Annotated in this window: 19 protein-coding genes; 7 read left to right on the forward strand and 12 right to left on the reverse strand. The window is 51.5% G+C overall.

What is annotated here, in order from left to right; genetic code table 11:
* Positions 1-139 precede the first annotated feature (139 nt).
* The 3 genes from M1D70_RS30790 to M1D70_RS30800 form a co-directional block, all read right to left on the reverse strand.
* The gene (locus M1D70_RS30790; RefSeq protein ID WP_009591137.1) at positions 140-880 is read right to left on the reverse strand and encodes a Bax inhibitor-1/YccA family protein; all 741 of its coding nucleotides are present in this window, start codon (positions 878-880) and stop codon (positions 140-142) included.
* A gap of 218 nt (positions 881-1,098) precedes the next feature.
* Entirely contained in the window at positions 1,099-1,971 is an 873-nt protein-coding gene (locus tag M1D70_RS30795; RefSeq protein WP_456288772.1) for an SMI1/KNR4 family protein, read from the reverse strand.
* Between the two features lie 184 nt (positions 1,972-2,155).
* Complete coding sequence (locus M1D70_RS30800) at positions 2,156-5,458, reverse strand: Ig-like domain-containing protein (RefSeq protein ID WP_456288773.1); 3,303 nt, start codon at positions 5,456-5,458, stop codon at positions 2,156-2,158.
* Between the two features lie 345 nt (positions 5,459-5,803).
* Here M1D70_RS30800 and M1D70_RS30805 point away from each other — a divergent pair, with 345 nt between their 5' ends.
* On the forward strand, positions 5,804-6,238 hold the full coding sequence (locus M1D70_RS30805) for a VOC family protein (RefSeq protein WP_036659610.1): 435 nt from the start codon (positions 5,804-5,806) through the stop codon (positions 6,236-6,238).
* A gap of 84 nt (positions 6,239-6,322) precedes the next feature.
* Here M1D70_RS30805 and M1D70_RS30810 read toward each other — a convergent pair whose 3' ends face one another.
* Positions 6,323-8,422 (reverse strand): cytoplasmic protein, encoded by a 2,100-nt coding sequence (locus M1D70_RS30810; protein ID WP_456288774.1) that lies wholly within the window; start codon positions 8,420-8,422, stop codon positions 6,323-6,325.
* 348 nt (positions 8,423-8,770) lie between these two features.
* Positions 8,771-9,406 (reverse strand): hypothetical protein, encoded by a 636-nt coding sequence (locus tag M1D70_RS30815; protein ID WP_456288775.1) that lies wholly within the window; start codon positions 9,404-9,406, stop codon positions 8,771-8,773.
* Between the two features lie 216 nt (positions 9,407-9,622).
* On the opposite strand from M1D70_RS30815, the gene M1D70_RS30820 reads away from it, so the two are divergent.
* Complete coding sequence (locus M1D70_RS30820; RefSeq protein ID WP_456288776.1) at positions 9,623-9,997, forward strand: hypothetical protein; 375 nt, start codon at positions 9,623-9,625, stop codon at positions 9,995-9,997.
* Positions 9,998-10,011: 14 nt separating this feature from the next.
* Here M1D70_RS30820 and M1D70_RS30825 read toward each other — a convergent pair whose 3' ends face one another.
* From M1D70_RS30825 to M1D70_RS30835, 3 genes are all read right to left on the reverse strand, one after another.
* Complete coding sequence (locus tag M1D70_RS30825; RefSeq protein WP_456288777.1) at positions 10,012-11,091, reverse strand: ankyrin repeat domain-containing protein; 1,080 nt, start codon at positions 11,089-11,091, stop codon at positions 10,012-10,014.
* A 118-nt stretch (positions 11,092-11,209) separates the two neighbouring features.
* Positions 11,210-11,776, reverse strand: coding sequence for a hypothetical protein (locus M1D70_RS30830; RefSeq protein ID WP_456288778.1), 567 nt, complete (start codon positions 11,774-11,776; stop codon positions 11,210-11,212).
* Positions 11,777-11,840: 64 nt separating this feature from the next.
* Positions 11,841-12,578: a hypothetical protein gene (locus tag M1D70_RS30835; RefSeq protein ID WP_456288779.1), complete on the reverse strand. Its 738-nt coding sequence runs from the start codon at positions 12,576-12,578 to the stop codon at positions 11,841-11,843.
* 198 nt (positions 12,579-12,776) lie between these two features.
* On the opposite strand from M1D70_RS30835, the gene M1D70_RS30840 reads away from it, so the two are divergent.
* The 5 genes from M1D70_RS30840 (at position 12,777) to M1D70_RS30860 (ending at position 17,914) form a co-directional block, all read left to right on the forward strand.
* On the forward strand, positions 12,777-13,913 hold the full coding sequence (locus M1D70_RS30840; RefSeq protein WP_456288780.1) for a DUF418 domain-containing protein: 1,137 nt from the start codon (positions 12,777-12,779) through the stop codon (positions 13,911-13,913).
* An 18-nt stretch (positions 13,914-13,931) separates the two neighbouring features.
* On the forward strand, positions 13,932-15,053 hold the full coding sequence (locus M1D70_RS30845; RefSeq protein WP_456288781.1) for a sensor histidine kinase: 1,122 nt from the start codon (positions 13,932-13,934) through the stop codon (positions 15,051-15,053).
* Complete coding sequence (locus tag M1D70_RS30850) at positions 15,050-15,655, forward strand: response regulator (RefSeq protein WP_456288782.1); 606 nt, start codon at positions 15,050-15,052, stop codon at positions 15,653-15,655. The genes M1D70_RS30845 and M1D70_RS30850 overlap by 4 nt, the downstream gene beginning before the upstream one ends.
* Before the next feature lie 34 nt (positions 15,656-15,689).
* Complete coding sequence (locus M1D70_RS30855; RefSeq protein ID WP_456288783.1) at positions 15,690-16,232, forward strand: hypothetical protein; 543 nt, start codon at positions 15,690-15,692, stop codon at positions 16,230-16,232.
* 173 nt (positions 16,233-16,405) lie between these two features.
* Positions 16,406-17,914, forward strand: coding sequence for an alpha/beta hydrolase family protein (locus M1D70_RS30860; RefSeq protein ID WP_009590966.1), 1,509 nt, complete (start codon positions 16,406-16,408; stop codon positions 17,912-17,914).
* A 131-nt stretch (positions 17,915-18,045) separates the two neighbouring features.
* Here the strand turns inward: M1D70_RS30860 and M1D70_RS30865 are convergent, their stop codons facing one another.
* The 4 genes from M1D70_RS30865 to M1D70_RS30880 form a co-directional block, all read right to left on the reverse strand.
* Positions 18,046-18,555 (reverse strand): hypothetical protein, encoded by a 510-nt coding sequence (locus M1D70_RS30865; protein ID WP_009590979.1) that lies wholly within the window; start codon positions 18,553-18,555, stop codon positions 18,046-18,048.
* A complete protein-coding gene (locus M1D70_RS30870) occupies positions 18,552-18,677 on the reverse strand; it encodes a hypothetical protein (RefSeq protein WP_009590970.1) in 126 nt (41 codons plus the stop codon). The genes M1D70_RS30865 and M1D70_RS30870 overlap by 4 nt, the downstream gene beginning before the upstream one ends.
* A gap of 34 nt (positions 18,678-18,711) precedes the next feature.
* On the reverse strand, positions 18,712-21,762 hold the full coding sequence (locus tag M1D70_RS30875) for an ATP-binding protein (RefSeq protein WP_456288784.1): 3,051 nt from the start codon (positions 21,760-21,762) through the stop codon (positions 18,712-18,714).
* Positions 21,763-22,212: 450 nt separating this feature from the next.
* Positions 22,213-24,993, reverse strand: coding sequence for an endo-beta-N-acetylglucosaminidase (locus M1D70_RS30880; protein WP_456288785.1), 2,781 nt, complete (start codon positions 24,991-24,993; stop codon positions 22,213-22,215).
* Between the last annotated feature and the right edge of the window lie 88 nt (positions 24,994-25,081).

Here is a 25,081-nt window from a genome sequence, read left to right on the forward strand (position 1 = left end):
TCTACCTATTATTTAAACACAAGTCGCTCTTTGTAGGGTTTACTGAAGGAAATTTATTATTCTGCTGGTTAATTGCTGCATTCATAAAAAAATCGCCATCGAGAATCCCTCGACAGCGATGTTTGGTTCAAACGCATCTTTAGTCCCGATTCGCCAGCTTCGCCAGCAACCGGATAATTTCGATGTACAGCCAGACGAGTGTTACCAGCAAACCAAACGAGCCGTACCACTCCATATACTTAGGTGCTCCATGCTGAGCGCCCTCTTCGATAAAGTTAAAATCCAGCACGAAATTCAGTGCGGCGATGATGATGATCACAACGGAAATTCCGATACCGATCGGGGTGCTGTCATGCAGGTAAGGAACGGCTACGCCGAACAGGCCGAGAACCATGCTAAACAGGTAGACAAGCGCAATGCCGATCGTTGCCGCGATAATCCCCTTTTTGAAGCCTGGCGTGGCCCGGATCAAACCTGTCTTATATGCGAGCAGCATGCCCAGGAATATGCACATCGTCAGTAAAGCCGCTTGCAAAGTAATGCCATAGTACAGATATTCGTAATGCGCGGATAGTGCACCCAGGAAGAAGCCTTCCAGGATCGCATAGATCGGCGCCAGATACGGTGCTGCCTTCGGCACGAAGCTGATGATCAGCGCCAGGACAAAACCGCCGATCGCTCCGCCGATCATGAACGGGAATACCTCATACCCGTTAAAAAACATAACCCAAGAAATGACCGCTGCCCCGATCAGCAGCGCGAGCAGCATGAACGATTTGTTCACCGTTCCGCCAATCGTCATCGTTTCTTGATTGTTGTAATACCCACTCTTCTCGAAGGTATCTTCGTTGAGTGTCGGATTTCCACTGCGCCCTATCAAATAAATTGCCTCCCTAACTGTCTGTTTTATATCCATTTTAACATAGGTTGGAATATTTTAGGATACGCAAAATATTGCATTAAGGACGAATCCAACCGAACTAGAAACCAGCTATGATGACGATAACTGTATGCAAAAAGAAAAAGCATCTCCTGCAGGGGATGCTTTCTTTGTTTAGAAGCGAGATCATGGATCGTGAATTCGCCTTGCCTATCTTTTTACTCCAATCCACTAATGAAGGCCTCGAAGTTCGCAGCAAGACGGGTGATCTTGTAATCGCTGGCCTTGTCCACATGAATAACCTCCGGCTCCCCATCGTTCCCCGATGAACGGTAATCCAGCATCACGACCTCGGACGGGGACGGACAATCGCAGATCACCACGCCAATCTCAGGATACCCGCCGTTCTCGATCATAAAGCGGCTGCCCAGGCTTCCGCACAGGGATTTTTTCTTGTCTCGTCCGATTCCCAGAATACCTGATATTTCAATAAAATCCTGTGCTCCACCCTCTATAGGGAATTTCCGGTTTCGGGGAATACCCCCGTTATGTATTTTCATGGCTTGAATATAAGATGCCGGCAGCTTGAAGACCAGCGTTTCCTCCACGGATTCGATCAGCTCGTCCGTAGGCGGAGCCGAGACGTATTTGTCAGCTTCCGGGGCGTCGTCATCCCAGAAATTCAGTACATCAGGATCCGTATAAGACACGGCGGAACTGGACTTCTCTGCTGGCTTCGGAGCCGTTTTGTTCCGGATCCATTCCAGAAACTCCAGCGTATCCTCATCTCCAGGTTCTAAATGATCGGCCACTTCAAACGCTCTCCGAGCATCTTCGTAACGGTCCAAATAGTAATACGCGAGCCCAATGCGGTAATGCCACAGCGGATCGTCCTTGCCCTCTTCCTGAATGGACAGAAATTGCTCAACCGCCTCTTCGTAACGTTCGAGATTGTTCAGCGCCCGGCCCAAATGGCTGATCAGCGCATAATCCCGCTCTTGTTCCGGGATCTCCGTAATCGCATCTACGATTTCTTCAAATTCGTCCTCTTCATGCCACTCTTCCAGCTGTTCCAAAAGCTCCTCATTCATCGTTCATGCCTCCCACTCTATTCATCCTTTCTGAAATTATACCATTCCAGCATGGCCCTCTCCAGCATGGAAGCTACAGAACTGATCGAGTATACGACAACAAGCAAGCGTATCTGCGGTTTATTACGTTCAATGCAAATACAGAGGACACTTGATCGGTGTCCTCTGTATTTGTCGCTAAACTTTATTTGGATAGACCTAACATGTTCATCAGAACGATTACGGCCTCTGCTCTCGTGGTTTGAGCGCTTGGATTAAACTCGCCTGCGCCTATTCCCTTAACAATACCAAGTTCCTTCAGCGCTTCAACAGAGCTTTTCGCCCAATCAGGAATTGCCTTGTCATCTGAAAAAGAGGTTGTGGGGATGTCCTTGTTGGTTAGCTCGAGCGCATTCGCAATCATTGCTGCCATCTCAGCGCGAGTCATTTTTGCATTTGGACGGAAAGAGCCATCCTGATAGCCTCGAATAATGCCAGCCTGGACCGCCTGCGAAACTGCCTTCTTAGCCCAATCCCCGATCCATGCTGTATCTGTGAATATCAACTCCGCTCCAGCATCTGTCGACTTCAGCGCTTTCATCAGCATGACGGAAAACTCTGCACGCGTCACGGTGTTGCCTGGCTTGAACGTTTCATCCGGATATCCCGCAACGATACCCTCACGTACCGCTTCCTTAATGCTGACTTCAGCCCAATGCCCGGAAATATCGGTAAAGGAAATTTCCGTTGTCGGGTCTGTTGTTTTGTCGACTACGGGCATTCCGTTGGCTTTATTTACTACGAGTACTGCATACTTCGAAAAGTGATTGACCTCTACGGATATATCATTCTCCTGTTTCATGCCGCCCTCGACTTTCACCCATGCCTTTTTCACTTCATCAAAATAAAAGACGGCCGCCGTTTGATCGCTCTTTAAGCTTGCAGCGTCGTAAGCTAGAGTCAGTTTCACCGGTTTGCTAAAGTTCCCTGAGACGTTTGTTAGAACATCAAACACCGGGCTTGCCAAAACCTCGTTGTTCTTTAAGAGAGCTTCGGTATTTCGAATTTTCTCAATTGATAATTTCAGCTCCTGAGATGTGGCGCCTGCCGGAATGGAAATGATGATTTCTTTCCCCAGGCTAACCAACCCAGGTCTTCCTGTTGGCAGCGTGATTTTTCCATCGGATGATGTAACTGTATTGTCTATGAGAGCCGGTGGCGTAGACGAACCGCTGTCAGTGGATGAACCTCCCCCATTAGAAGAACCACCACCGGTAGAGGAACTATTCTCACGGGTCACAGTGATCGTATAGGTTCTCGTCGATTGATCGCTTGCCGTTACAACAATCACAATCGTATTGGATCCTACGTTCAGCAGTATATTGGAACTTGTTTGCCCGCTTATTACTAAATTACCGTTAACCGTCATCGTGGCATGACTATCGAGTGCAGTCGCGGTTACGGTCAGCGAGGAAACGGAATTAGGCACGCTTGACGTGTACACTTCTGTTCCAGAAGCAAAGACAGGGCTTAGTGTCCCGTTCGATAACGTCACACTGCTTAAATCCGCAGATGCCGGCACCGTGAACACTGAGTACGAATTGGATTCCGTCAAGCCTGCTCCCGCATTACCTGCGTAATCGGTCACCCCCGAGTTATCAAGCGTGATGGTATTCGTCGCCGAGTCTACATTGGAATTCGGCGTGAGCGTTGCTGTCCATGTCATGTTGTCAGTTGAACTTACGCTGCTTAACGCACCGTTTGCCACCGTCAGGTCACCGTTGGCGAAGCCACTAACCGCTTCCGAGAATGTAATGGTCACCAATGAAGTTTCGCCAATAGATAACGCCGTGTCCGCAACTACAATGGTAGCGGTCGGCCGCTGTGTATCGATCGCGTAATTGTTCGAATCGGAGGTACCCTTACCCGCTTTACCTGCTGCATTCTGTACGCCCGTATTGTCGAGCGTAATGATATTGGTTGCATCTGTGATGCCAGGGACTGGCGTCAACGTCGCCGCCCATGTGATCCCGCCATCGGACGTACTCAAACCGCTTAATGTGCCATTCGCTACTGTCAGATCTGCTAGCGTAAAGCCTGTTACCGCTTCCGAGAACATGATCGTTACCAATGAAGTTTCACCAATCGATAGCGCCGTATCGGCAACCACGATCGTGGCTGTCAGCTGCTGTGTCGTATCAATCGCATAATTGTTGGAACTGGTGATACCAGTACCCGCATTGCCCGCCAAATCGGCCACGCCCGTATTATCAAGCGTGATGATGTTGGTTGCATCTATGATGCCAGAAGTTGGCGTCAACGTCGCCGTCCATGTGATCCCACCATCGGACGAGCTCACGGCACTCAGCGTACCGTTTGCCACCGTCAAATCTGCATTCGTGAAGCCTATTACCGCTTCCGAGAATGTAATGGTCACCGTTGAAGTTTCGCCAATAGATAACGCCGTGTCCGCAACTACAATGGTAGCGGTCGGCCGCTGTGTATCGATCGCGTAATTGTTCGAATCGGAGGTACCCTTACCCGCTTTACCTGCTGCATTCTGTACGCCCGTATTGTCGAGCGTAATGATATTGGTTGCATCTGTGATGCCGGTGTCTGGCGTTAACGTCGCCGTATAGGTGATATTGTCGGACGTACTCAAACCGCTTAATGTGCCATTCGCTACTGTCAGGTCTGCTAGCGTAAAGCCTGTTACTGCTTCCGAGAACGTGATCGTTACCAATGAAGTTTCACCAATCGATAGCGTCGTATCGGCAACCACGATCGTGGCTGTCAGCCGTGTCGTATCAATCGCATAATTGTTGGAACTGGTGGTACCAGTACCCGCATTGCCCGCCAAATCGGCCACGCCCGTATTATCAAGCGTGATGATGTTGGTTGCATCTATGATGCCAGAAGTTGGCGTCAACGTCGCCGTCCATGTGATCCCACCATCGGACGAGCTCACGGCACTCAGCGTACCGTTTGCCACCGTCAGATCTGCATTCGTGAAGCCTATTACCGCTTCCGAGAATGTAATGGTCACCGTTGAAGTTTCGCCGATGGATAACGCCGTGTCGGCAACTACAATAGTAGCTATTGGCCTCCGTGTATCGATTGCGTAATTGTTGGAACTGGTGATACCAGTACCCGCATTGCCCGCCAAATCGGCCACGCCCGTATTATCAAGCGTGATGATGTTGGATGCATCTGTGATGCCAGTAGTTGGTGTTAACGTTGCCGTCCATGTGACCCCACCATCGGACGAGCTCAAACCGCTTAATGTGCCATTCGCTACCGTCAGGTCTGCTAGCGTAAAGCCTGTTACCGCTTCCGAGAACGTGATCGTTACCAATGAAGTTTCACCAATCGATAGCGTCGTATCGGCAACCACGATCGTGGCCGTCGGAGACGATGCATAGACTACACCGGTCGGCTTAAGAAACAACAGCCCAGCTACAATAGATACGATTAGAGATAACAGCCCTATTTTCTTGACAATATGCATATGTGCCTCCCCTAATGAGTGGTGTCAAATTCCTTAACCTATCCAATTATGTACGTACCGTCGGAATTATCGCAGTTTACGCCATATTCCATATGATGTGAATTACTTTTATCGACAAATTCCAACCGCCTTCTATTGTATATCGTCCATTTCTTTCAAAATAGTGACTGCTGTCATGAAAATCGTCATTTTACATCCCCATATCATAAAAATGATAGCTCCTATCGTGTTAACCAAATACTCCGGCGCTTAGAAAAAAACAAAACACTGACATAAAGGCGTCAGTCATCACCACTCATAATAGCCATAAAACCAATCTTAAACGTCTTAGGAGGTAAATAAATGATGAACAGAAACCAAACATTGCGGGGATTTGCGACCATCAGTTACTGGGCAGATGATATGGAAGCGGCAAAGGCTTGGTATTCCGATCTGCTGGGTATGGGGCCATACTTCGAAAGGTCAGGTCCCGACGGGAAACTGGCTTACGCCGAATTTCGGATTGGAGACTACCAGCACGAGCTGGGTCTCATCGATCGCCGTTTTGCCCCTGAACAGCCAATGTCCGGCCCCGGCGGAGCGATCATGTACTGGCATGTCGATGATATAGAGGCCACCCTCGGCCGATTGAAATCCATGGGAGCCAAAGAATATGAACCGCTCACCCACCGTGGGGAAGGGTTCATCACGGCATCCGTCACCGATCCATTCGGCAACATACTTGGCATCATGTACAATGCTCATTACCTAGAGATACTGAATTCCGGAATGCAGGGGTAACCAAAAACATGCTTCTTCACTCTTCGATCCAGCAAAAAAGGAGCAGCCTAAGCTGCTCCTAATCATAACGGCATCCGCATGAACTTACACAACATAATCCGCCATAATATGCTCGATATCGAACGGGGTCACCCCATGTTCCACCGAGAAGATCGTTTCCGCCTGTTCCGCATGGTCTACGGACTCTCCTCTTGCCTTGGCATGCAGCATGAACAGATCGTACAGATCGGGCTTCCGCAGGGCTGTCATGGCTTTGCCCATCAAGACCATCCCCTTCTGATTCCCCTCTACATTGTTGTAGTAGTGTGGATGTCTGGTTAGGGACAGATCGGTCCAGATGACCGTACGCTCCACCAAATCCAGGATAACGGGAATAGCGATCTGCGTATCGGCGGCGACATCGATTTTATTAGCCACCGTCGAGGGCTCGAATATTTCACCGGAACCGGGTTTCTTCCGCATCATCCAGCCCACGAAGCACTCCGGCAGGTTGCAGTACGGTTGATTTGTATACGAATGAAGAGTCGCCACAATATAACGTCCGCCGTATTGGACGATGGTTGGAATATGCAGATCAATGAATTCGCATGCCCCTTGAGGAGCTGACACGATATCCCCGCTGTGCACGGCCCTGTAATGGGAGGACCGCAGATTCGTATAAGAAATATGCTCGACGTACTGCCAGTCGTGATCATACATGACGGCGGACAGGTCAATATCCACGCGGCCCGTAGACTCCCCGTTCACGCGTCCTTCCTTCCACCAGCTGAAGAAACGGATGGTATCCCCTTCCGCCATCGGCACGCGGCTTCCCCGAACCAACGTATGCAGGGCTTTGCTTGCCGATCTCTGCGAGAACGGCACATGATAATCCTTCAATCGCTTATCGACATAGGCCTTCCCCAAGGGCGGCAGCGAGGCGAACCGCTGGACCAGCGCCTGCTCGCATACCTGCACGATGTCTCGGCATGCCGCTTCATCGATCTCCGGAAGCGTGTGGGGTACGGCAAAGGCTTTAGCCACATTTCCTTTCGGGAAAAAGACGCGCAGCTCTTGAGGTTCGTGTCGGCGGGCAAAATGATTCTTCACTTGCAGCAAGACCGGCGTCGATACTTGATTCGCCACCTCGCCAAACGCCAAAACGACATACTCTGTATGTTCGGTGGATCGCAGCAGCTGATCCAATCTGCGGGCAAACTCGCCCGGACGCTGCATTAACAAATCGATCAAATTCCAGACCTGGTCGTACTGAAATGCAAGCTCGACGCTCCCGTTATACGTGGTAAAGGGCTTGTGATTCCGCAAAATATCAAAGGCTTCCTCGCAGCGTTTATACCGGTGCTTATATTCGGAAGGATGGAGGATTTCGCCCAATCGAATCCAGCGGTCCTTAAATCTGAGCATATCCTCCGTTATCGGATGGCAGCGTTCCAGCAACCCCAGCAGCAGCCGTCTTTCGCGCCGCTTAAATTTGCGAAACCGGGTGGCTTCAGCCAGACTGACATCTCCGCCTGACCAAGCCACCGTCAGACGAAGGACATCGGTTGCGGTTTTGAAATAACGCCCGATCCGCTCGACGTTCCCCTTGTCATGCTTCATTAACGCAGCTGCCACGAATCCCGCATTCTCCTTGAATGGAATCTCGGGAGGGAGAATGACATCCAGTTCCTCGGGGTCGACAAGCTCAATAACGGCCTCAATATCCTCTTTATCCGTTGGGGAGATGGAGCCTTTAGCTTGGATCAGCTGGCGTATTATGGCATAGAAATCCGCCTTGCTTCCCAGATCAATGGTTTTCAGGTTGACTTCATCCTGCAGCGGAGGTCTCTCCTCATGCTCATATGCAGGCAAATCCCAAGTCAGATCATGATAGATGGCATTCAGGTACAGCTCCGCATCGTTCTCCTCCATCACCTGCATCGGGAACGCGGGATACATCGGCTCATATTTTACATGCGCGCCTACCATCACCCTTAAATCGTCAATCAGCGGTTGATAGAGGGCTTCGAACTGCTCTGTGGATAAAGTTCGCACGGCGTGCAGCAATGGATAGGTGAACGTATACCCAAGGTGCTCGATATTCTTCGCGGCCGTCGCTAGATAAGCTTTCGGGAGACGATCCGATTCATTCTCTGCATCAACCATCCATTTTCTCGCTCTTCGTAAATAAATCGAGTTCATCATATCAAGAGTCCAGGAAAGCCATATCCCTAATGTCATTGAAAGAATAATTGAAGGAAGGAATATGATAGCCTGAACGCCTCCTCTCTTAAATCAAACTCCCTCAGGAAAGCTGCGACCCTAGGTTCGCCAATTGAAATAGAAGGAAGGATCGCAATAGCCTGAGGGTCAAAGGTTCAAAGTCCATGACCTCAAATCTTTGATGAACCCATCATCCCATACCTTGCAGCCGGCCAACAGGGCGAAAGTATTACGACTTTGGAAAATGAGGAATGATTTCACTCTTCATCATGATGAAAAAGCGACCGCCGCAGGTCCGGCAATCGCTTCTTTGGTAAGTGTTATTCATTTTCATGAGAACTGCCAGAAGCCCGCTACCGGGTCCTGAACGTCATCCGTGGTGATTTTAGCGTAAATGTACAGAGCTCCAAAGCCAAAAGGATAACTGCTGTCCTCTCGGAGCAGTGTCTCGGGATACCCATCTTCGTCCACCTGAAACAAAAAGGAGAATCCTTCCTCCCTCAGCTTGGCCGAATAATAAGCTTCATCTTGGACCAATCTTGGGCTCCCGCCCAATTTGATTAGGAAAGACTGACCCATCGAATGGAGGTCGCTGCATGTCTCTCGATGCGAAAGAAGATGCTTGATCAGGCCCGGATGCGCAAAACGATCGCTCAAGCTCTCGTCGGTCATTGGGTGTTCCATCACCTTGATAGAGCAATCAGGATATTGATTGTGCTCCATGTATTTCTCATAGTCATTAGGGATGAAAATAGAGATCATAGATGCGGGCTTGAAAGGATGAATAAGACTTAAATAGAAGTAATAGCCCAGGTCACCTTCTTGGATGGCATCCGCTTTGTCGTCGAAATAGGCCGGGGCATTGCCGCCGATCCAGCCCGTACTTTGTCCTGTAGATAGACCTCGACCGGCCTCATACAGTATACAGTCCTTGCGCTCAGCTAAAATATTACCGTAATTCTCCATACATATGATATGAATCCGGTTAAAGGACCCTTTCCTCCTGCTGATTTAGTTCATGCAATGCCAAGTGATTTCGGCTTAATCGCCAGTCCTGCAGAAATGGACTAGAACATAAAAAAGCGAAACCCCTAGACTTATCTTTTTTGCTAAAATAAACTTAAAATGGAAGCCGTACGATTTTCGAATTCCCGATCATGATTGGAAAGCGAGGTGCAGCCATTGACGACCCTTATTGTGATCATCGTCATTTTCTCACTGATCACGCCGTCCTTCTTCATCGCGAAATTCACCAAGGAATTACGGGCGAACAACAACCGAAACGTGCAGCGCAAGACGATTCTCGCGAGCGGTACGCCCGCTCAAGCACAGATCAACTCGATCCGGCAAACGAATGTGCAGGTTGACGATCAACCTGAAGTGTTGCTGGACCTAAGCGTCACCAAACCGGATGGCGGGACGATCCATACCGTCGTAAAGACCGTTATCCCGATCATAAGCATCCCCACGTTCCAACGAGGCAATATCATCGAAGTAAGGCATATGACCATAGACAATGAGTTGAAATTCGAGGTCGTAGGCGCCTATATACTTTGACCCTGAATTCTCGATTACAGCTCTCCCTCTAGAAAACGGATGAGGTACGATTCAGGCTGCGCGAGGAACTCGGTAAAGCTGCATAGATCGGCGTGCGTCTGATGCTCCACATCATAACAACCAATCAGGCCCTTTTTCTTCGGATTCCATACAAGCTGCAGATCGGAGTAATTGTCAATGTCGGCTGACAGGCGCAGAAGCTTCTGGCGCCCGACCTTCATCTCGATCGTGTCGGTCAATGCAAAGAAGTCGATATACCTGATTTCATATTCATTCTCCGGCAGCTCAAGCCGCAGCTGGTCTCCTGTCAGAAAACGGACCAATTCATCGGTCAATTTATACTTTTTCAGTGCATACTTCTTATTCTCTAAGCTATGAAACTCGGCCGGCTCCAGCGATTTCAAGTAGTCGGCCAGGATGGTATCCTTATTGCCGACCGCAATCGTATACGGCCGCTCGCCGTCCTTTTCCGCCAATGTCACGTCAGCGCCGCGCTCGATCAGATGCTTGACCATGCGTTGATTCCCCATCCGCGTGGCCACGGTTAGCGGAGTCGCTTGATAAGGATAGACCATGTCGGGCTGGTTATAATTGATGTCCGCCCCATGATCGAGCAGATAATCGAGTGTCTTATAATCATGGTCCGACACGGCTTGGCGCAGCACCGCGCTGCCATGCAGCTTGAGATCCAATCCCAGCTCCCGGATGAGCGGGATGTTTTTTTTGTTGCCGTAATAGGCCTGTTCATATGCGCCTGACCCGGTTTGATTGAGTTTGTCCAGCTCGGCGCCCTGCGCTGCGATATAACGAACGATATCTTCCTTGCCGTACCGCACCGCTCGCAAAAAAGCCGAATTATGATGAACATTCAGGTTAACGCCGTGCTCGACCAGCAGCTTCACCACATCCGCTCGCTGCGAGATCAACGCCAGATCGAGCGGGCTTACCGTCGTATATCTGCTTAGTACGATGCCCTCCTCGATATCCCAGCCTGCGGTTATTGCCTCCTGCAAAGCCGGAATGTTCCCTTGGTAGATGTGCATCGCGATCTCTGGCAGTTCCTCGAATTTGCCGATATCTTTCAGAACGATCATCGATATTCCTCCCTGCGTAAAACCTGTGTATGTATGACGGCAGTTCGAGATTTGGGACAGCTCTAGCCCCGCCGTTTGATACGCTCCTATCACACGAACAGCTCCGCTCCTTAGGCGCTTACAAGGGATAAAGCGGGGCTTCTCCTGCTGCAATATTATCGGGATGAACGTCTGCAGGCTCATGGCCATTCATGCGGAGATACGTATATTCCACTTCTTCCAGCGGCATTTGCAGCGTTCGGCTGATTTCATAGAGGTCGATGTCCTGCGCCAGAAGCTCCCGTGCCTGATGGATTTTTCCATGCAGCCAACCGTGTTCGAGCATCCATTCTTTCACCCGGTCCAGCAGCTGTTTTTGGGTTTCCGCATCTGCTTGCTTTTTATGTTTAGCAACGGACTCTGACAAATAATCATAGAGATACATCCCCAGTGCCTCGCGCTGCTCATGTTTGGACATTCGTTGGTACTGCTCATAACTTAAACTGATATCCAAGTCGAGGGTATGATCCCTGCTATCCAAACGTCTGGATGTTATTCGGCCATAACTTTCCGGCAAAACGCGAAATACAACAAAGATATCGAACGGAAACTTCCAGGCGGCAGCCATTTCCTCTAACGGCAGCAGCTCGTCCCTTAATTGACCTACGCACGTTCCGTGTGTATCCAGCGAAAAAGCCAGCTTCATCCCATGTCCCCCTTTAACTTAAACACAGTTCCCCGCTTGAGGGGTACCGATATGGATCTAAGTGTTATGATATCCTTTCGCACCCTTTCGACAGAAGCCATGCCTCTATAACGGCAAATGCCTGCCCTGCATCCTGTTCATAGAAGACGGCTAACTCTTGCTGATAAGCATAATTGAATCGTACATATCCGCCCAGTTCCCGGTAGAACAAGCTGCACGTGTATTCGTTTTCCACGGACAGATCCGGCGGAAAGGACGCTTGACACCTACCGGCCAGCTCGGGCAGCGAAGGCCGATCCTCTCCTGGCGGCAAACGCAAAAAGAGATGGCTCCGCGTACCCGTCCACGGTTCGTAATAAACGGCTAACTCTTGGCTGCTTCCATACACCTGACGGTATATTTCATCCAGCACCGCGGCGTACAGGCCTTCATCGTTTTGCTCCTGTACCTGCAGCAAGATTGCCTGTATATGCTCTGCATGCCGAGGCAGCCAGAGCAACTGAGCCGTCTGGGGATGCACCGCCAGAAAATCACCGTCCACCGTTGTGCCTATAGCGATACACTCTGCAATCTGCGGCTCGGTAATGGGACTGTCATCGTCATGCTCCCATAACCCGTACTCGGCAAAAGGCTGCAGCACCTCCCTATCCGGCAGCTGGACATTCATCCACCCGCGGTATGTCCCTTCACCGAAGCGCTGCATGAACCGGACATAGCCCGGCGGATAACCCTCCTCGTCCTCTCTTCCAAACATATGATTGCGGCCATTCGGCAGCGGCCTCGGTCCCGATACGATGTACATGATCACTCCTCCTGTTTTCTTCTATTATTCCACAATTTTCAAGTCATGACGAGAACTCCATCCGACTTCTTCCGTTCGTTCTCCCTGCATTTATGACACGTGTCATACGGATCTCTTTACAGGTGTGAATGTTGCGCCAGGGAGATCGTACCTACAATAAAAAGACAAGAGAACCTAGAAGAAAGAAGGAATGGAAGAATGGAACAACGAACGGGCAGAATTCGCCTGCTGGATATTTTGCGGGGCTTCGCGATCCTGGGAACGCTCGGGACGAATATTTGGATCTTCGCGCATGCGGGGGATCTACGCTACATTACCACCTTTGATCACTCCGGCTGGTGGGCAGCGGACGACCTTCTCCGGTTGATCGTTTTGTTCCTGGTAAACGGGAAGCTGCTTGGACTGCTGACGATCATGTTCGGGGTCGGCCTGGAAATGAAGTACCGGCAGGCCAAGCGCAAAGGAAAGCCGTGGCCTGGCGTTTATTTATGGGCCGTTCTGTTTTTGATCCTCGAAGGCCTGCTGCATTTTATATTGGTCATGGAGTATGACATCTTGATGAGTTACGGGATTACCGCCATCATTGCAGCCTTTATCGTAAAGGGCGGCGACCGGCTCATCGCCCGTACGATGAACGTGATCGGCAGTATCTTTGCCATCGCGATCCTGGCCCTTGCGGGACTCATGCTGGCAAGCGGGGCCAGCGTATCGCTGGGCAGCTTTGACGATGTCGCTGCTCTCTATCAGGAAGGCACTTGGATCGAGCAGGTCCGGTACCGGCTGGCGAATTTCCTCCCGTTGCGTGCGGAGGCCATCCTCGTCATCCCGACAAACGTGTTTCTGTTCCTGCTAGGGGTTCGCTTCATGCGCTCGGGCGTATTCGCACCGGACGAGAACGGCAAAAGGCTGCGGAAAAGGCTATTCCAGCTGGGCGTATATGTCGGCGTGCCGCTCAACCTGCTCATATTCATTCCCGGCGGCGCTTTCGATCTTCCCGTGCGCTATCTGTTCGCCCCGCTGATGTCCATGGGGTATATAGCAATTTTAGCGAGAATGATACAATATACGAAGTGGGAATGGCTCTGGCGCCTTCTGGAGAATGTCGGAAAAATGTCGCTGAGCTGCTACGTGTTCCAAAACATCATGGCATCCGCTGTTTTCTACGGCTGGGGCCTAGGGCTTGCCGGCAGGCTGAATTCGGCCGCGATTATCGCCGTTTGGCTGCTAATCTCCGCACTTCAGCTCGGCATGGCGTCCCTGTGGCTTCGAGGCTTCAAGCTGGGGCCGATGGAGACCGTCCGCAAACAGGCGGTAGGTTTGTTCGAATCCAAATAGCCGGATTGGAGGCTAGATATGTTCTATAAGTTGTACCCGAGGGACCAAATCAAAAACTATTTGCTGATCGATATCATACTGACCGTATTCTTGTGCTATCGGGTCTTCAACTCGGATACGGCGCTGGGATTGTGGGGTACCCTTCTGGTGCTTCTGTTGTTCCTCGCATCGTTTTATGTTGCGCTGTGGCGTCGGGGCGGCTGGCTGCTGGCGGCTTCGCTGTCCGGCCTGTCGGCCATTGCGGTGTTCGGGGTGTATGCCGGGCCGAGCACCATGCTGTTCGGGATCATTTTCGCCGACTTGCTCGGTCGATCCAAGTCCAAGGCGCATATCGCCATCGGCAGCGCGGCCATTGCCCTGTCGTTCCTGCTCGTATTTGTCATCCGTCAGGAACCGCTGCTCGAAACGTCCAACGCCATTTACCTTCCGGTCATGATCATTCAGTCGGTATATCCGATCGTCATCTACATCAAGGAGAAAGCAAAAAGCCTGCAGGGGGAGCTGGATGAAGCCAACGAGCAGATCGCAAAGTATATCCAGCAGGAGGAGCGGCAGCGAATCGCCAGGGATCTCCACGATACCTTGGGGCAGACCCTCATGATGATCAAAATGAAGAGCGAGCTGGCAACGAAATGGGTGGATAAGGATCCGAGCCAGGCCAAACGGGAGTTAGGCGAGATTCTGGATACCTCCAGAACCGCCCTCAAGCAGGTGAGGGAGCTGGTATCCGATATGAAGTTCATCTCGTTGGCAAGCGAGCTGGAGCATTCGGCCAAGCTGCTGCATACGGCAGGAATTGCGCTGAGCATCGAGAATCCGGAGAAGCCCCCGCTGTTATCCAGCGTGGAAGAAACGATGCTGGCGCTCTGCGTCCGGGAAGCCATGACCAATATTATCAAGCATAGCCGGGCCAAGCGGTGCGCCGTCAAACTGGAAACGAAGGATCATGCCTTCGGGATCCATATCGCGGATGACGGCGTGGGGCTTGCGGGGCACGGCGGCGGAAACGGCCTCCCATCGATCATGGAGCGGATGAAGACGCTGGGCGGGTCCTCCGCCATCGACCCGTTGCCTCAGGGGGGCACTAAGGTGTACCTGAAACTCCCGCTTCGCCGGCATGAAAAGGAGGACGCTTCATGATTCGAATCGTCATTGCGGAAGATCAGCAAATGCTTCGCGGCGCATTCGCCTCACTGCTCAATTTCGAAGACGACATCGAGGTGGTGGCCGAGGTGCCGGACGGGCAGCGCGCCTGGGACGCAATTCGGCAGCATCAGCCGGATGTGTGCCTGCTCGACATCGAGATGCCTCATATTAACGGCCTGGAATTGGCCGAGACCATACGCCAAGCAGGCCAATCCTGCAAAATCATGATCGTCACGACCTTCGCACGTCCCGGTTATTTGCAAAAAGCGATGGATGCGCAGGTGGAGGGCTATCTGTTAAAGGACGAGCCCATCGATTTCTTGATTGAGGCCATCCGGCGGGTCATGAAGGGCGAGCGGGTCGTGAGCACCGACCTGGCGGCCGCGCTCTTCATGAAGGAGGAGAATCCCCTCAGCGAACGGGAAATCGAAATGCTCCGGTTAACCAAGCGAGGCATGACTACCGGCGACATCAGCAAAGCCTTGTTTCTGACAAGGGGAACCGTGCGCAACTACCTGTCCTCCGCCATCCAGAAGCTGGAGGCGGATTCCCGGCAGCAGGCCGTCACGATCGCGGAAGATAAAGGGTGGCTGTAAGCTCCCCGGGATACATATGTAGGAGGTGAAGGAGATGAACGCTTTGACCCATACGACAGCCAGCGTGCCGTGGCAGCGATTGACGACAGCCTATGGAAGAGGCACAGATATTCCTCGGCTATTGGAAACACGACAATATAAAGAATTGGCCAGCCTGATCGAGCACCAAGGCACCCTGTGGCAGACGACGCCATGGGCCCTGCTTATGCTCCTGCGGGAGCTTGCCAAACAGAAACCGGAGCAGGTCTCTTCGGAGGAAATGGAGTTATACTTATCCGTAGCTTCAGCCATAACCGTGGAATATATGGATTCGCCACAAACGATTGGAACGATGGATAAAATGCTGGACGAAAGATACTTATGGCCGGAAGACGACGAAGAAGATGATTGGCGATGGGAAGAAGAGGAGCCCCCCGGTTATGAAGCGGAAATCTTCATCAGTTATTATTACTTCAGTTATATGCTGCTGCAGGAAGCGGCTCCTTTATTCAAAGCGATTATGAACGGTAACGGTCAGCATGCCGACATTATTTCGGAGCTGCTGGCACTGCTCGAGCCGGTAGATGCAGCTGAGTAGCGTTATGCATGTTCAGCTAAAAGCTCGAAAAGCGTGAGCGTCCGGTACCGACACCGGCGAGTCTTACATAGAACAACCCGGATTTAAACCTTTTTTAAACGAAACCATCCGCTCGTTTTAACCTTGATCCCTTATCATACAAGTAATTGCGATAACAAGGAGCGAGCGTGCGTATGAGAGTTCTGGAAATGTTGTGGGTTGCAGCCTGCGTTGCGATGCTGATGATACTGTTGAGCCGTAACACAATAAACAGGAAGGCTGGCGTGATCGTCGGCATCGCTGGCGGTTCGCTGTTCGCCGTACAGCTGCTCGTTGAGGGATACAGGTGGCAGATGATTCCGGCCTACATCGTCACCGCTTTGCTCTTTATGTTGGTTCTGTTCAGACGCCGAACGGTCAAGAAACCGCTGCGGTACATGATATGGGGCCTTTCGGCCGTTTTGCTGGGCGTATCGGTTGCCTTATCGGCACTGCTGCCGGTTTTTCATTTACCGAAGCCTTCCGGGGAGTTTAGGGTGGGGACGGATACGTTCCATTTCGTTGATGCGGACCGTGAAGAAACGTTTACCGAACAAACAAGCGACAAACGGGAGCTTATCGTTCAGGTATGGTATCCGGCCGCGGAGTCTGACCAAGGCGCGGAAAAAGCTACGGTGTTTCCTAAGGATAAGAGACTGTTTCACACCTATATGCAAGCATATTCCGAATATCTGGGCCTTCCCGCGGCGGCGCTAGACTACTGGAAATACAGTCGGGCCAACGCATACGGCCATGCCGATTTGCGGCTGTCGGAGAATCCGTATCCGGTGGTGCTGTTGTCGCACGGCATGGGGGTCGGCAGAATTTTGCATTCGTCGCAGGCTGAACATCTTGCCAGCCACGGCTATATAGTATTTGCCATCGATCATACGTACAGCACGGCCGCCACCGCATTTCCCGACGGGCGCGTAACCGGTTTTCTTACGGAACAGTCCCAGGAGCGGTTATTCGAGGACAGCCGCGCTATTTTGAAGGTGTGGAATGAGGATATCTCCTTCGTCACGAATCAGTTGGAGAAGCTTCAATCAGGCGCCATCGCCAGCAAGTTTAAAGGAGCCTTGGATTTGGACAACATCGGCATGATGGGCCATTCCTTCGGCGGGGCCGCAGCCTTTGAAGCCGTTTATTCCAACCCGCGGATCAAAGCCGGCGTGAACATGGACGGGACGCTATTCGTAACGAAGGACCGGGATGACATGGAGAAACCGTTTATGTTCATGGAATCGGAGGATTTTATGAAGGTGAACGAACAGCAGGCGAAGTATCGCCAAACCCCTGCTACGGAAGCCGAGCTCCAAGCACTGGGATTAACCCGAGAACAATTCGGCATGATTCTGGCGAATCGGGAATTAGAGCTGAAGCTGATGGATCGCTTAATTCAACAGGGCCTAGGACGGACCCTTTATATCGAAGGCGCAGGGCACTATAATTTCACCGATCTTCAGCTGTATTCTCCGCTTACCCGCCTGACCGGCATGACCGGAAGCATGAATGGATCAAGGGGAGCCGAGATCGTCAACGCCTACGTGCTGGAATTCTTTAATCAGCATTTGCGCGGAATGGAGGAGAGTAAGCTTCTAACCGGTCCCTCGGAGGAATATCCGGAAGTGAAGTATCCGGACCGGGTGTCCCGCCCTCGATAGGCCCGCTTTCCCCATTTATGAAGACCACGGTTGGCGGGCTTTTCAAGGATAATGCAAATTTTTCTGTACAATACATCGTGGAAGCGAGGTGGTTTCCGGCTCATATGAATGGGGATTACCGAGGAATCCGCTTAGGTGCCTGATATGTCCTTCTTGTTGTTCATAACCAGCCCATATTTCTTAACGATCCACGAGTCAATCAGATCATTCACCGCTTGTTGACTTATGCGAACAGCCGGCTTCTGCTCTTGCATAGCGTCTGCGGCTTGTATCGAGAAACGAAGCGGCTTCGTTATTTTTTTCATGGATGCTGCCATTTCTTCGAAAAAAACATACGTTAACGGCCGGTGTGCCCGAATATCCTCATATAGATAATGCTTTCCTCGTTCATCCTCTGCATCGATTCGAATTCCCTTTGGAAGGGAGAGCAAGATATAGGGTAATTCATCTTCTGCCCACTGTCCGCGGTAGGGGAATGAGACACCTTCATTTCTGACAAAGAATCCCGAGCTTTCATCGCCCTCAGCAATCGAAATAGAATAGACAAAGAAAGGGTGGTAATCGGGCCGTTCCTGCACCGTAAAATACTGATAATAGGTACGATACGCCTCAAGCACCTGATCCAGATCATGCTGGGTCATGCATGGTTCGTACGATGAAATTCGGCTTGCTTTTGCTCAAAGCGCGCCAACATTTGGTTGAATTCTTCCGGCGTTATTAAAAATTTCAGTTTATAAAATCCGCTGTTTTCCAATCTCTCCATTCATCTCACCGCCTGATATCGTTTTACCCGAGGTTTAGATGCGTGCATGGAAAGTTACCCGGGTTCCTTCGCCTAACCTGCTCTGAATATGAAGTCCTGTTCCGAAGTGCCGTTTTAATCGCTGGTCCGTATTGATCAATCCGACCCCGGACTGATGATTTGCTGATCTCTCCAGGATTCGCTGCAATTGAGCTTCATCCATTCCGATCCCATCGTCCTCAACGGTTATCTCGGCATGCGCGGCATGGACGGAAATTCGAATATGTAGGGTTCCCCCATAAGTGCGCTTCATGACGCCATGTCTTATCGCATTTTCGACCAAGGGCTGAATCGAAAGGAACGGAATTTGCAAAGCTCCGCAGTCATCTACCTCCCAAACCACCTGCAGCCGCTCTGCAAACCGAACCTGCTCGATATAAAGATACGAACGCACCAGGCTCAGCTCCTCCTCGATCGGAACGAGTCCAGCCGTGTCTTGGAATCTGAATTTATATCTCAGAAAGTTGCTGAACTCATCAAGCAGATTCCGCATCTTGTCCAAATCAACGTCGCTTAGGGCCGTCACCGCATTTAATGCATTGAATAAAAAATGTGGCTGGATTTGCGCTTGCAGCCATGCCGCTTCTAGTCGAAGCTGCTCACGGACCGTTCGTTTAATCGTTGTTAAGGCCTCGATCCTCGACCTGATTTCCAAGGCCTCCACCGGCTTGGTCACATAATCGTTGGCCCCCGCCAAAAACCCGCTTTGGATGTCTTTCGGTTGGCTTCTCGCGGTAAGCAGCAGCACAGGGAGCTCCGTGAGCGTAAACCGCTCGCGAATCCTCCGCGTCAGCTCATAACCGGACATCTGCGGCATCATAATATCGGAGATGACCAAATCCCACGCCTTCGCATCCAGTACAGCCAGCGCTTCCTTACCGCTTGTTACCATCGTCACCTCGTATTCGTCAGGCGGCAGTATGGCTTCAAGCACCTGAAGGTTGACGGGATCGTCGTCAACGATGAGCAAGAGCGGCCGGTTGCTTCTCCTTTCGGGTAGAGCTCCTTGTATCGCGGCTGGCGGGAAGACCTCCTCTTTTTGCAGTCCGGCCCCAATGGTATCCTGCATCGGCATGGACGGCAATGTTGGCGGTCCGTTAGAGTTAGATTCATGCTGCTCTTCCTCTGTTTCGAGCCCTGCCAGCTTTAACGAAAACGTAAATCTCGAGCCCTCCCCTGGAACGGAGGCCGCCTCAAGCGTACCCCGATGAAGCTCAATGAGTTGCTTGCTTATGCTTAGACCTAACCCAAAGCCGCCTTCGATCATGGTCTCGCTGGCGCTCGCCTGCTCATACGGAAGGAATAAGCGCTTCAGCATGGCTTCATCCATTCCGATCCCCGTGTCGGCAATCGCGATATAGGCTCTGTCGTCCTCTGTAAAAGCTTGAATCGAAATGTACCCTTCATTCGTATATTTTACGGCATTATGCAGCAGATTGAACACGACTTGAATCATCCGGTTCTCGTCCGCCAAGACGGGAGGGAAATCCTCCGGGATCTGATTGACGATGCTGACCGACTTCACTTCCGCGTTAAATTGCAGCATATCCATCACCCCCGTCACAATGGGCTGGATCGATACGGCTTTTTTCTGCAGTCTCGGATTGCCCTCCCGCAGACTCATGACGTCCATCAAATCGTTTAATATTAGTGTTAGACGACGTCCGACGGTCAGAATCGTTTCAAGCTCTTTCACACTCCTATCCTGCAGCAAAGGCCGTTCCCGGTTCAACACGGATTGCGACATGTTAAGCATGCTGTGCAGCGGATTTTTGAATTCATGGGACGTGTTCGCCAGGAATTGATCCTTATGATCATTCACTCTTTGCAAAGTTGCGGCAATCTCTTTCGTGTTCGCATGCATCTTGAAATAACCCTTAAACCATACAGCGGCCAAGCATCCCATCGAAAGGATCAGGTCAAACGGATAATGGGCAACACTTAAGGCGCTTTCCCGCAAGAACAACGCCCACAGGAAATGATGGACCAGCGCAACCATCGAAAAAAGCAGTAACAAATGATCTTTGATGCCCTTGATTACGGTTTTGGTGATTGCAATGATCGTGATGACGGCCGTTACGCAGCCCAGCAGAAAATAAACCGGGAAAAGCATGATTACCTGCGGCGGAGCCAAGAACAAGGTAATGCCGGCAGTTCCTAAGATCATGACGGCATAAACGGGATACATCCTGTTCCAATAAGAGAGTTCGCGATGATTCGTGCATTCCAGCAACGCATAGCATCCAATCATAAAGGCGGCATTGGACAACCGAAAATCCCAATCGCTGCTGATGTATATAAATTGATGGAACAGCTTCTCATCCGTACTCAATATGCTCGAAAGGGTTACGCAGAGGGTCAGCAAGGAAAAATACAGCAGCCTCTTTTCCCTATTCCCCAGTACAAATAAAATGAGTGCATAAACGGAATGCATAAGAAAGATAACGGCTCCCAGCGTTTGCATCGAAACCGAGAGCTTCATTTCCTTGGCCACGGCTTCCTCTGAACCCAATTTAATGGACCTGGCAATGCCGCTGCTTCGGCTATCCACATAATTGGCCGCCTGAATCACTATTTCGATGACGCCGTGCTCATCCGCCGTAAAGCTTGTAGTATACGGCAGGTTCTTCGCCGTATAGGCTTCCTTCGTGTCCGCCACCTGCCCGGATTTGGCAAGCAAACGTCCATTGACATATAATTCGGACGACGAACGTACGCTAGGCACGCGAATGCTATAATTCAGCTTCTCCTCGGGATTCACTAGAATACGCAGGCGATAGGAAGCAAATCCATATGGAGACGCTTTGCCGTTACCATGCAGAGCTTGATTCCATCCCCCCGGAACCGCAATCAGCTTCGGCTTCGGCCCGCCTGATGCATCCTGCCCGCTCCCATCCAGCAGCCACTGCATGGGATAAAACTCCCACTCTCCGTCAAGCAACAGAATGCCGCCTTCTTCGGCATCCCATTCGCGCAAATCGAGATGCCCCTTCTTTATCGTCACCTGCTGTTGATCAGGGAACACTTCCACCCACAGCATGCGCATACTCGATAGAATCACTAAGAGTAATCCTAATAACCATAAAATGTGGCTCTTTTTTATTTGGTGACTTGGTGGGCTCTTTGCCAAGAGATATTCCTCTCCTAATCCACTTTAATGTAAGCATAGCTCCATTATTTACAATTGCAAACCCAAATGAAAGAACAACCATTGATGACTACCATGCCATCAATGGTTGTTTGTTCTACTCATTATTTATCGGTCAGACCGGTCACTTTCAGCATTCTTGCCATCAATGCCGTCCTCAGCACGCGTCATTTGCGCAGCATCCATATAGTGTCCTACATCAGATTAACAACCCTATCTATACAAAATCTATACACGACACGCTGGCTCAAGGGCCTAAACGGCGCTTCTATGACGGATCGGGACGATATAAATAACCAAAAAAGAGTGTTCCCCCATGAAGGGAAACACTCTTTCTAGTCATCCGTACTATTTCAAGCCCAGCACTTCAACATCGTAAATCCGTGCAGCTGTGTCACCGCCCTGTGTCGCCTTCTCGATCTGAAGACGCATGTACCGTGCGGAGGTAAGTTCGATGGCATGGCTGCTGATCCCTTGCGTGTTGTCTTTGACCGAGACGGCATCCTTCCACGCCTTGCCGTCCGAGCTTACTTGAATGGAGAAGGCCCGCGTGTTGAACGCGGCAGGCTCGCCTCCGGCTTCCGCGTGCTTGATCACGAATTCGCTGACCTTGTGCTCGGCTCCCAAGTCTACCGTCAGCCAGTGCGGCCCGTCTCCGACGGCACACCATTTGGTGGCGGCATTGCCGTCCACTGCAAATGGCGGCGCTTCCTTCTCGTTCACGAAGCTGGATGCGGACGCGCTTTTGCCAAGAGCGAGGTTGCCGACGCCGTTCTCGGCTTCCCGGGTTACCGTAATGAGCTTCTTCTGGATCCGATCCTCGCCAACGCTATTTTTAGCGGTCAGCGTGACCTCGTACGTTCCTTCCTCGGGATAGGTCACTTTAGGATGCTGGTCCGTGCTGGACGCCGGCTGCCCGCCAGGGAAGCTCCAGCTCCAGGACTCCGTCACTTCCGAGGAAAGATCCGTGAATTGCACCGTTTCTCCCGGCGCAATCAGGGTTTTATCCGCCTTGAAGGCTGCCGTCGGCTTCGGATATTCCGGCCAGTCGAAGCTGGCGGATGCCGCTTTTCCTTGCTGGTAGTGGCGGTTTACCGGAATCACAACCATTTTGGTTGCCTCCTCCTTAAGCGAACGCTTCATTTCCGGTACGTAATAAACGGTATTTCCCGTCATGCCCATCAGTTCGTACTTGCCGTCCGGATGGACGCGGTAAACCTGATAGTACAGAACGTCTTCATTCTGTTTCGGCGCTTCCCACGACAAGCGCGCATCACCATAAATTCCATCGCGGAAATCATTCTCGATTATCTTCAAATCGGTCACCGCGTGCGGTTTCTTCGCCTTGTCGTTCACCTGCGTAACCGCCAGGCGGCCGATGTTGGCCCGATAATCCGCCTGATCCGCCGCGGACTCGAATTGAAGCGAGATTCCGGCAATCGTGCGGCCTTTATACTTGTTCAGCTTGACGCTTCCCTGCTTCCAATCCTGATTCGCGCCCATGACGGTCCACTTGCCAGGCTCGAAAAATTCGTACCGATCCGGCGCATCGGAGAATGCCAAGCCGATCTTCACCTTGGCGTCCTTGGCATTGTCGGCATACACGAGCGATACTTCCGTGGTCGCTTCCACCGGGATATTCGCCTTGTACAGCTTGAGATGGGTGGAGGAACCTTTGCTTACGGCACCCGCCACTTGAAGCGAGCTGCCGCCGTAATAGGACTTGCCGAAATCAAATTCCGGTTTCAGGGCCTCGCCTTGGCCGTTAGTCTCCGTGATCCATCGCCAGGTCGGCAAAATATCCTGCAGGCTCCGGTTGCTCCAATCGCGGCTTCGCATCACTTTGCCGTCCACCGCAAACAAATGGCCGTTGCCCGTATTGAAATGGGTGACGAATTCGGAGTCGGTCAGCACGGTTTTTGCAACGACATCATGGGCAATCCCTCTCCACGCAAGCGGATCGGTCCCTTCGGGTTGTGACGTGTTCGCCGGATTCATTCCGGGTCCCACCCAGAAAATCTGCTCCTTATTCATGTACTCCTCATGGGTTTCGGAGCTGTTGTACGCCCAATCCGGGCGGTAAATGCCCAGAGAGGTCGTGGCTTTCTTCCCGTCCGGGAACAGAACCGGCCAATTGAACCTGCCTTCGTAGCCCTTCGCCTCCACGTCGATCCCGGCATATAGATCATACGGACTGCGCCCAAGCTCCGCCGCTTTGGCCGGGGAGTTCAAGAACGGCGTAATGTAATCGTATTGGCCGTTCTTCTCGTCTTTGAACTGCCAGCGGAAATCGATGAACATATTGTCGGAAACCCTCTGATTTCCCTGTTGGAAGAACATTTCGTTCTTATCCGTCAAAGCCCCCTGCCACTTCACCGGTCCCTCCTCGATCATGGAATCGTACCAGATCACTTCCATGCCGGGCGCTTGGTTCTGCTGCAGGTAAGTCAGAAACTCAGCCATCTTCGCGGCATCTTCCGGCGTTCCGCCCTGCGTTTCCTGATTGATGAACCAGCCGTCGAAGCCGTAGTACGTCGCTACCTCGATCAGCTTATCCGCAACCGGGAAAGAACCGTCCTCCCGCTGCTTTAACAGATCATGCAGCCACTGGATTTTGCCTCCGTGCTCGGTTTGCGGCAAGAAAACGGTTCCAAAAACAGGAACCCCATTCTTGTGAGCCGCATCGATGACGTCGCTGCTTGGCGGAACGATTAATCCTTCGCCTGCGGAGCCGCCCCACATGACCAGCTTGTCGATATACTGCCAATTGCTGAACGTATAGGTATGGAACTTCTCCGAGCCTTGGGAAGGAGCTCCGCTTGTGCTCGGATACATGGAAGCGATCGATAGCACCTTCACTTCTTCCTTGGCATTGCCGTTTACTTTGCTTCCTTGGATGCGCTCATCCTCCAGCTTCACCGTTCCCCGGTTAAAACGGGCATCCTTGTCCTTGGTCGGTGACCATTCCAGCAGCGTGTTCGGATACCAATACGACGAATGCGGCTGGGCCGCTTCGGCTTCTCCGGCAAAGCCCGTCAGGGATGCGGCAAGCAACGCCGTGCTCATCCAGGCCGCCATTCTGCGCTTCCACTGGGTACTTGCGTAATAATCCGGTTTGATTCGTTTCATGGGAAAACCTCCTATTATTCGAAGATCATTTCGCTTGCGCACATTGGAGCCTTTGTCGGTGAAGAAAGAAAGGATAGAGAGAAGCGGC

The sequence above is a fragment of the Paenibacillus sp. AK002 genome, from assembly GCF_053903045.1.

What these genes read in the sequence shown, in the direction of transcription:
- M1D70_RS30805 (WP_036659610.1), top strand. Translation starts at nt 5,804, where the DNA reads ATGAACAGAAACCAAACATTGCGGGGATTTGCGACCATCAGTTACTGG.
- M1D70_RS30865 (WP_009590979.1), bottom strand. Translation starts at nt 18,555, where the DNA reads ATGACCCAGCATGATCTGGATCAGGTGCTTGAGGCGTATCGTACCTAT.
- M1D70_RS30855 (WP_456288783.1), top strand. Translation starts at nt 15,690, where the DNA reads ATGAACGCTTTGACCCATACGACAGCCAGCGTGCCGTGGCAGCGATTG.
- M1D70_RS30825 (WP_456288777.1), bottom strand. Translation starts at nt 11,091, where the DNA reads ATGATCGTTCTGAAAGATATCGGCAAATTCGAGGAACTGCCAGAGATC.
- M1D70_RS30795 (WP_456288772.1), bottom strand. Translation starts at nt 1,971, where the DNA reads ATGAATGAGGAGCTTTTGGAACAGCTGGAAGAGTGGCATGAAGAGGAC.
- M1D70_RS30800 (WP_456288773.1), bottom strand. Translation starts at nt 5,458, where the DNA reads ATGCATATTGTCAAGAAAATAGGGCTGTTATCTCTAATCGTATCTATT.
- M1D70_RS30870 (WP_009590970.1), bottom strand. Translation starts at nt 18,677, where the DNA reads ATGGAGAGATTGGAAAACAGCGGATTTTATAAACTGAAATTTTTAATA.
- M1D70_RS30840 (WP_456288780.1), top strand. Translation starts at nt 12,777, where the DNA reads ATGGAACAACGAACGGGCAGAATTCGCCTGCTGGATATTTTGCGGGGC.
- M1D70_RS30880 (WP_456288785.1), bottom strand. Translation starts at nt 24,993, where the DNA reads ATGAAACGAATCAAACCGGATTATTACGCAAGTACCCAGTGGAAGCGC.
- M1D70_RS30830 (WP_456288778.1), bottom strand. Translation starts at nt 11,776, where the DNA reads ATGAAGCTGGCTTTTTCGCTGGATACACACGGAACGTGCGTAGGTCAA.
- M1D70_RS30845 (WP_456288781.1), top strand. Translation starts at nt 13,932, where the DNA reads ATGTTCTATAAGTTGTACCCGAGGGACCAAATCAAAAACTATTTGCTG.
- M1D70_RS30810 (WP_456288774.1), bottom strand. Translation starts at nt 8,422, where the DNA reads ATGATGAACTCGATTTATTTACGAAGAGCGAGAAAATGGATGGTTGAT.
- M1D70_RS30860 (WP_009590966.1), top strand. Translation starts at nt 16,406, where the DNA reads ATGAGAGTTCTGGAAATGTTGTGGGTTGCAGCCTGCGTTGCGATGCTG.
- M1D70_RS30850 (WP_456288782.1), top strand. Translation starts at nt 15,050, where the DNA reads ATGATTCGAATCGTCATTGCGGAAGATCAGCAAATGCTTCGCGGCGCA.
- M1D70_RS30815 (WP_456288775.1), bottom strand. Translation starts at nt 9,406, where the DNA reads ATGGAGAATTACGGTAATATTTTAGCTGAGCGCAAGGACTGTATACTG.
- M1D70_RS30875 (WP_456288784.1), bottom strand. Translation starts at nt 21,762, where the DNA reads ATGCGCATGCTGTGGGTGGAAGTGTTCCCTGATCAACAGCAGGTGACG.
- M1D70_RS30835 (WP_456288779.1), bottom strand. Translation starts at nt 12,578, where the DNA reads ATGTACATCGTATCGGGACCGAGGCCGCTGCCGAATGGCCGCAATCAT.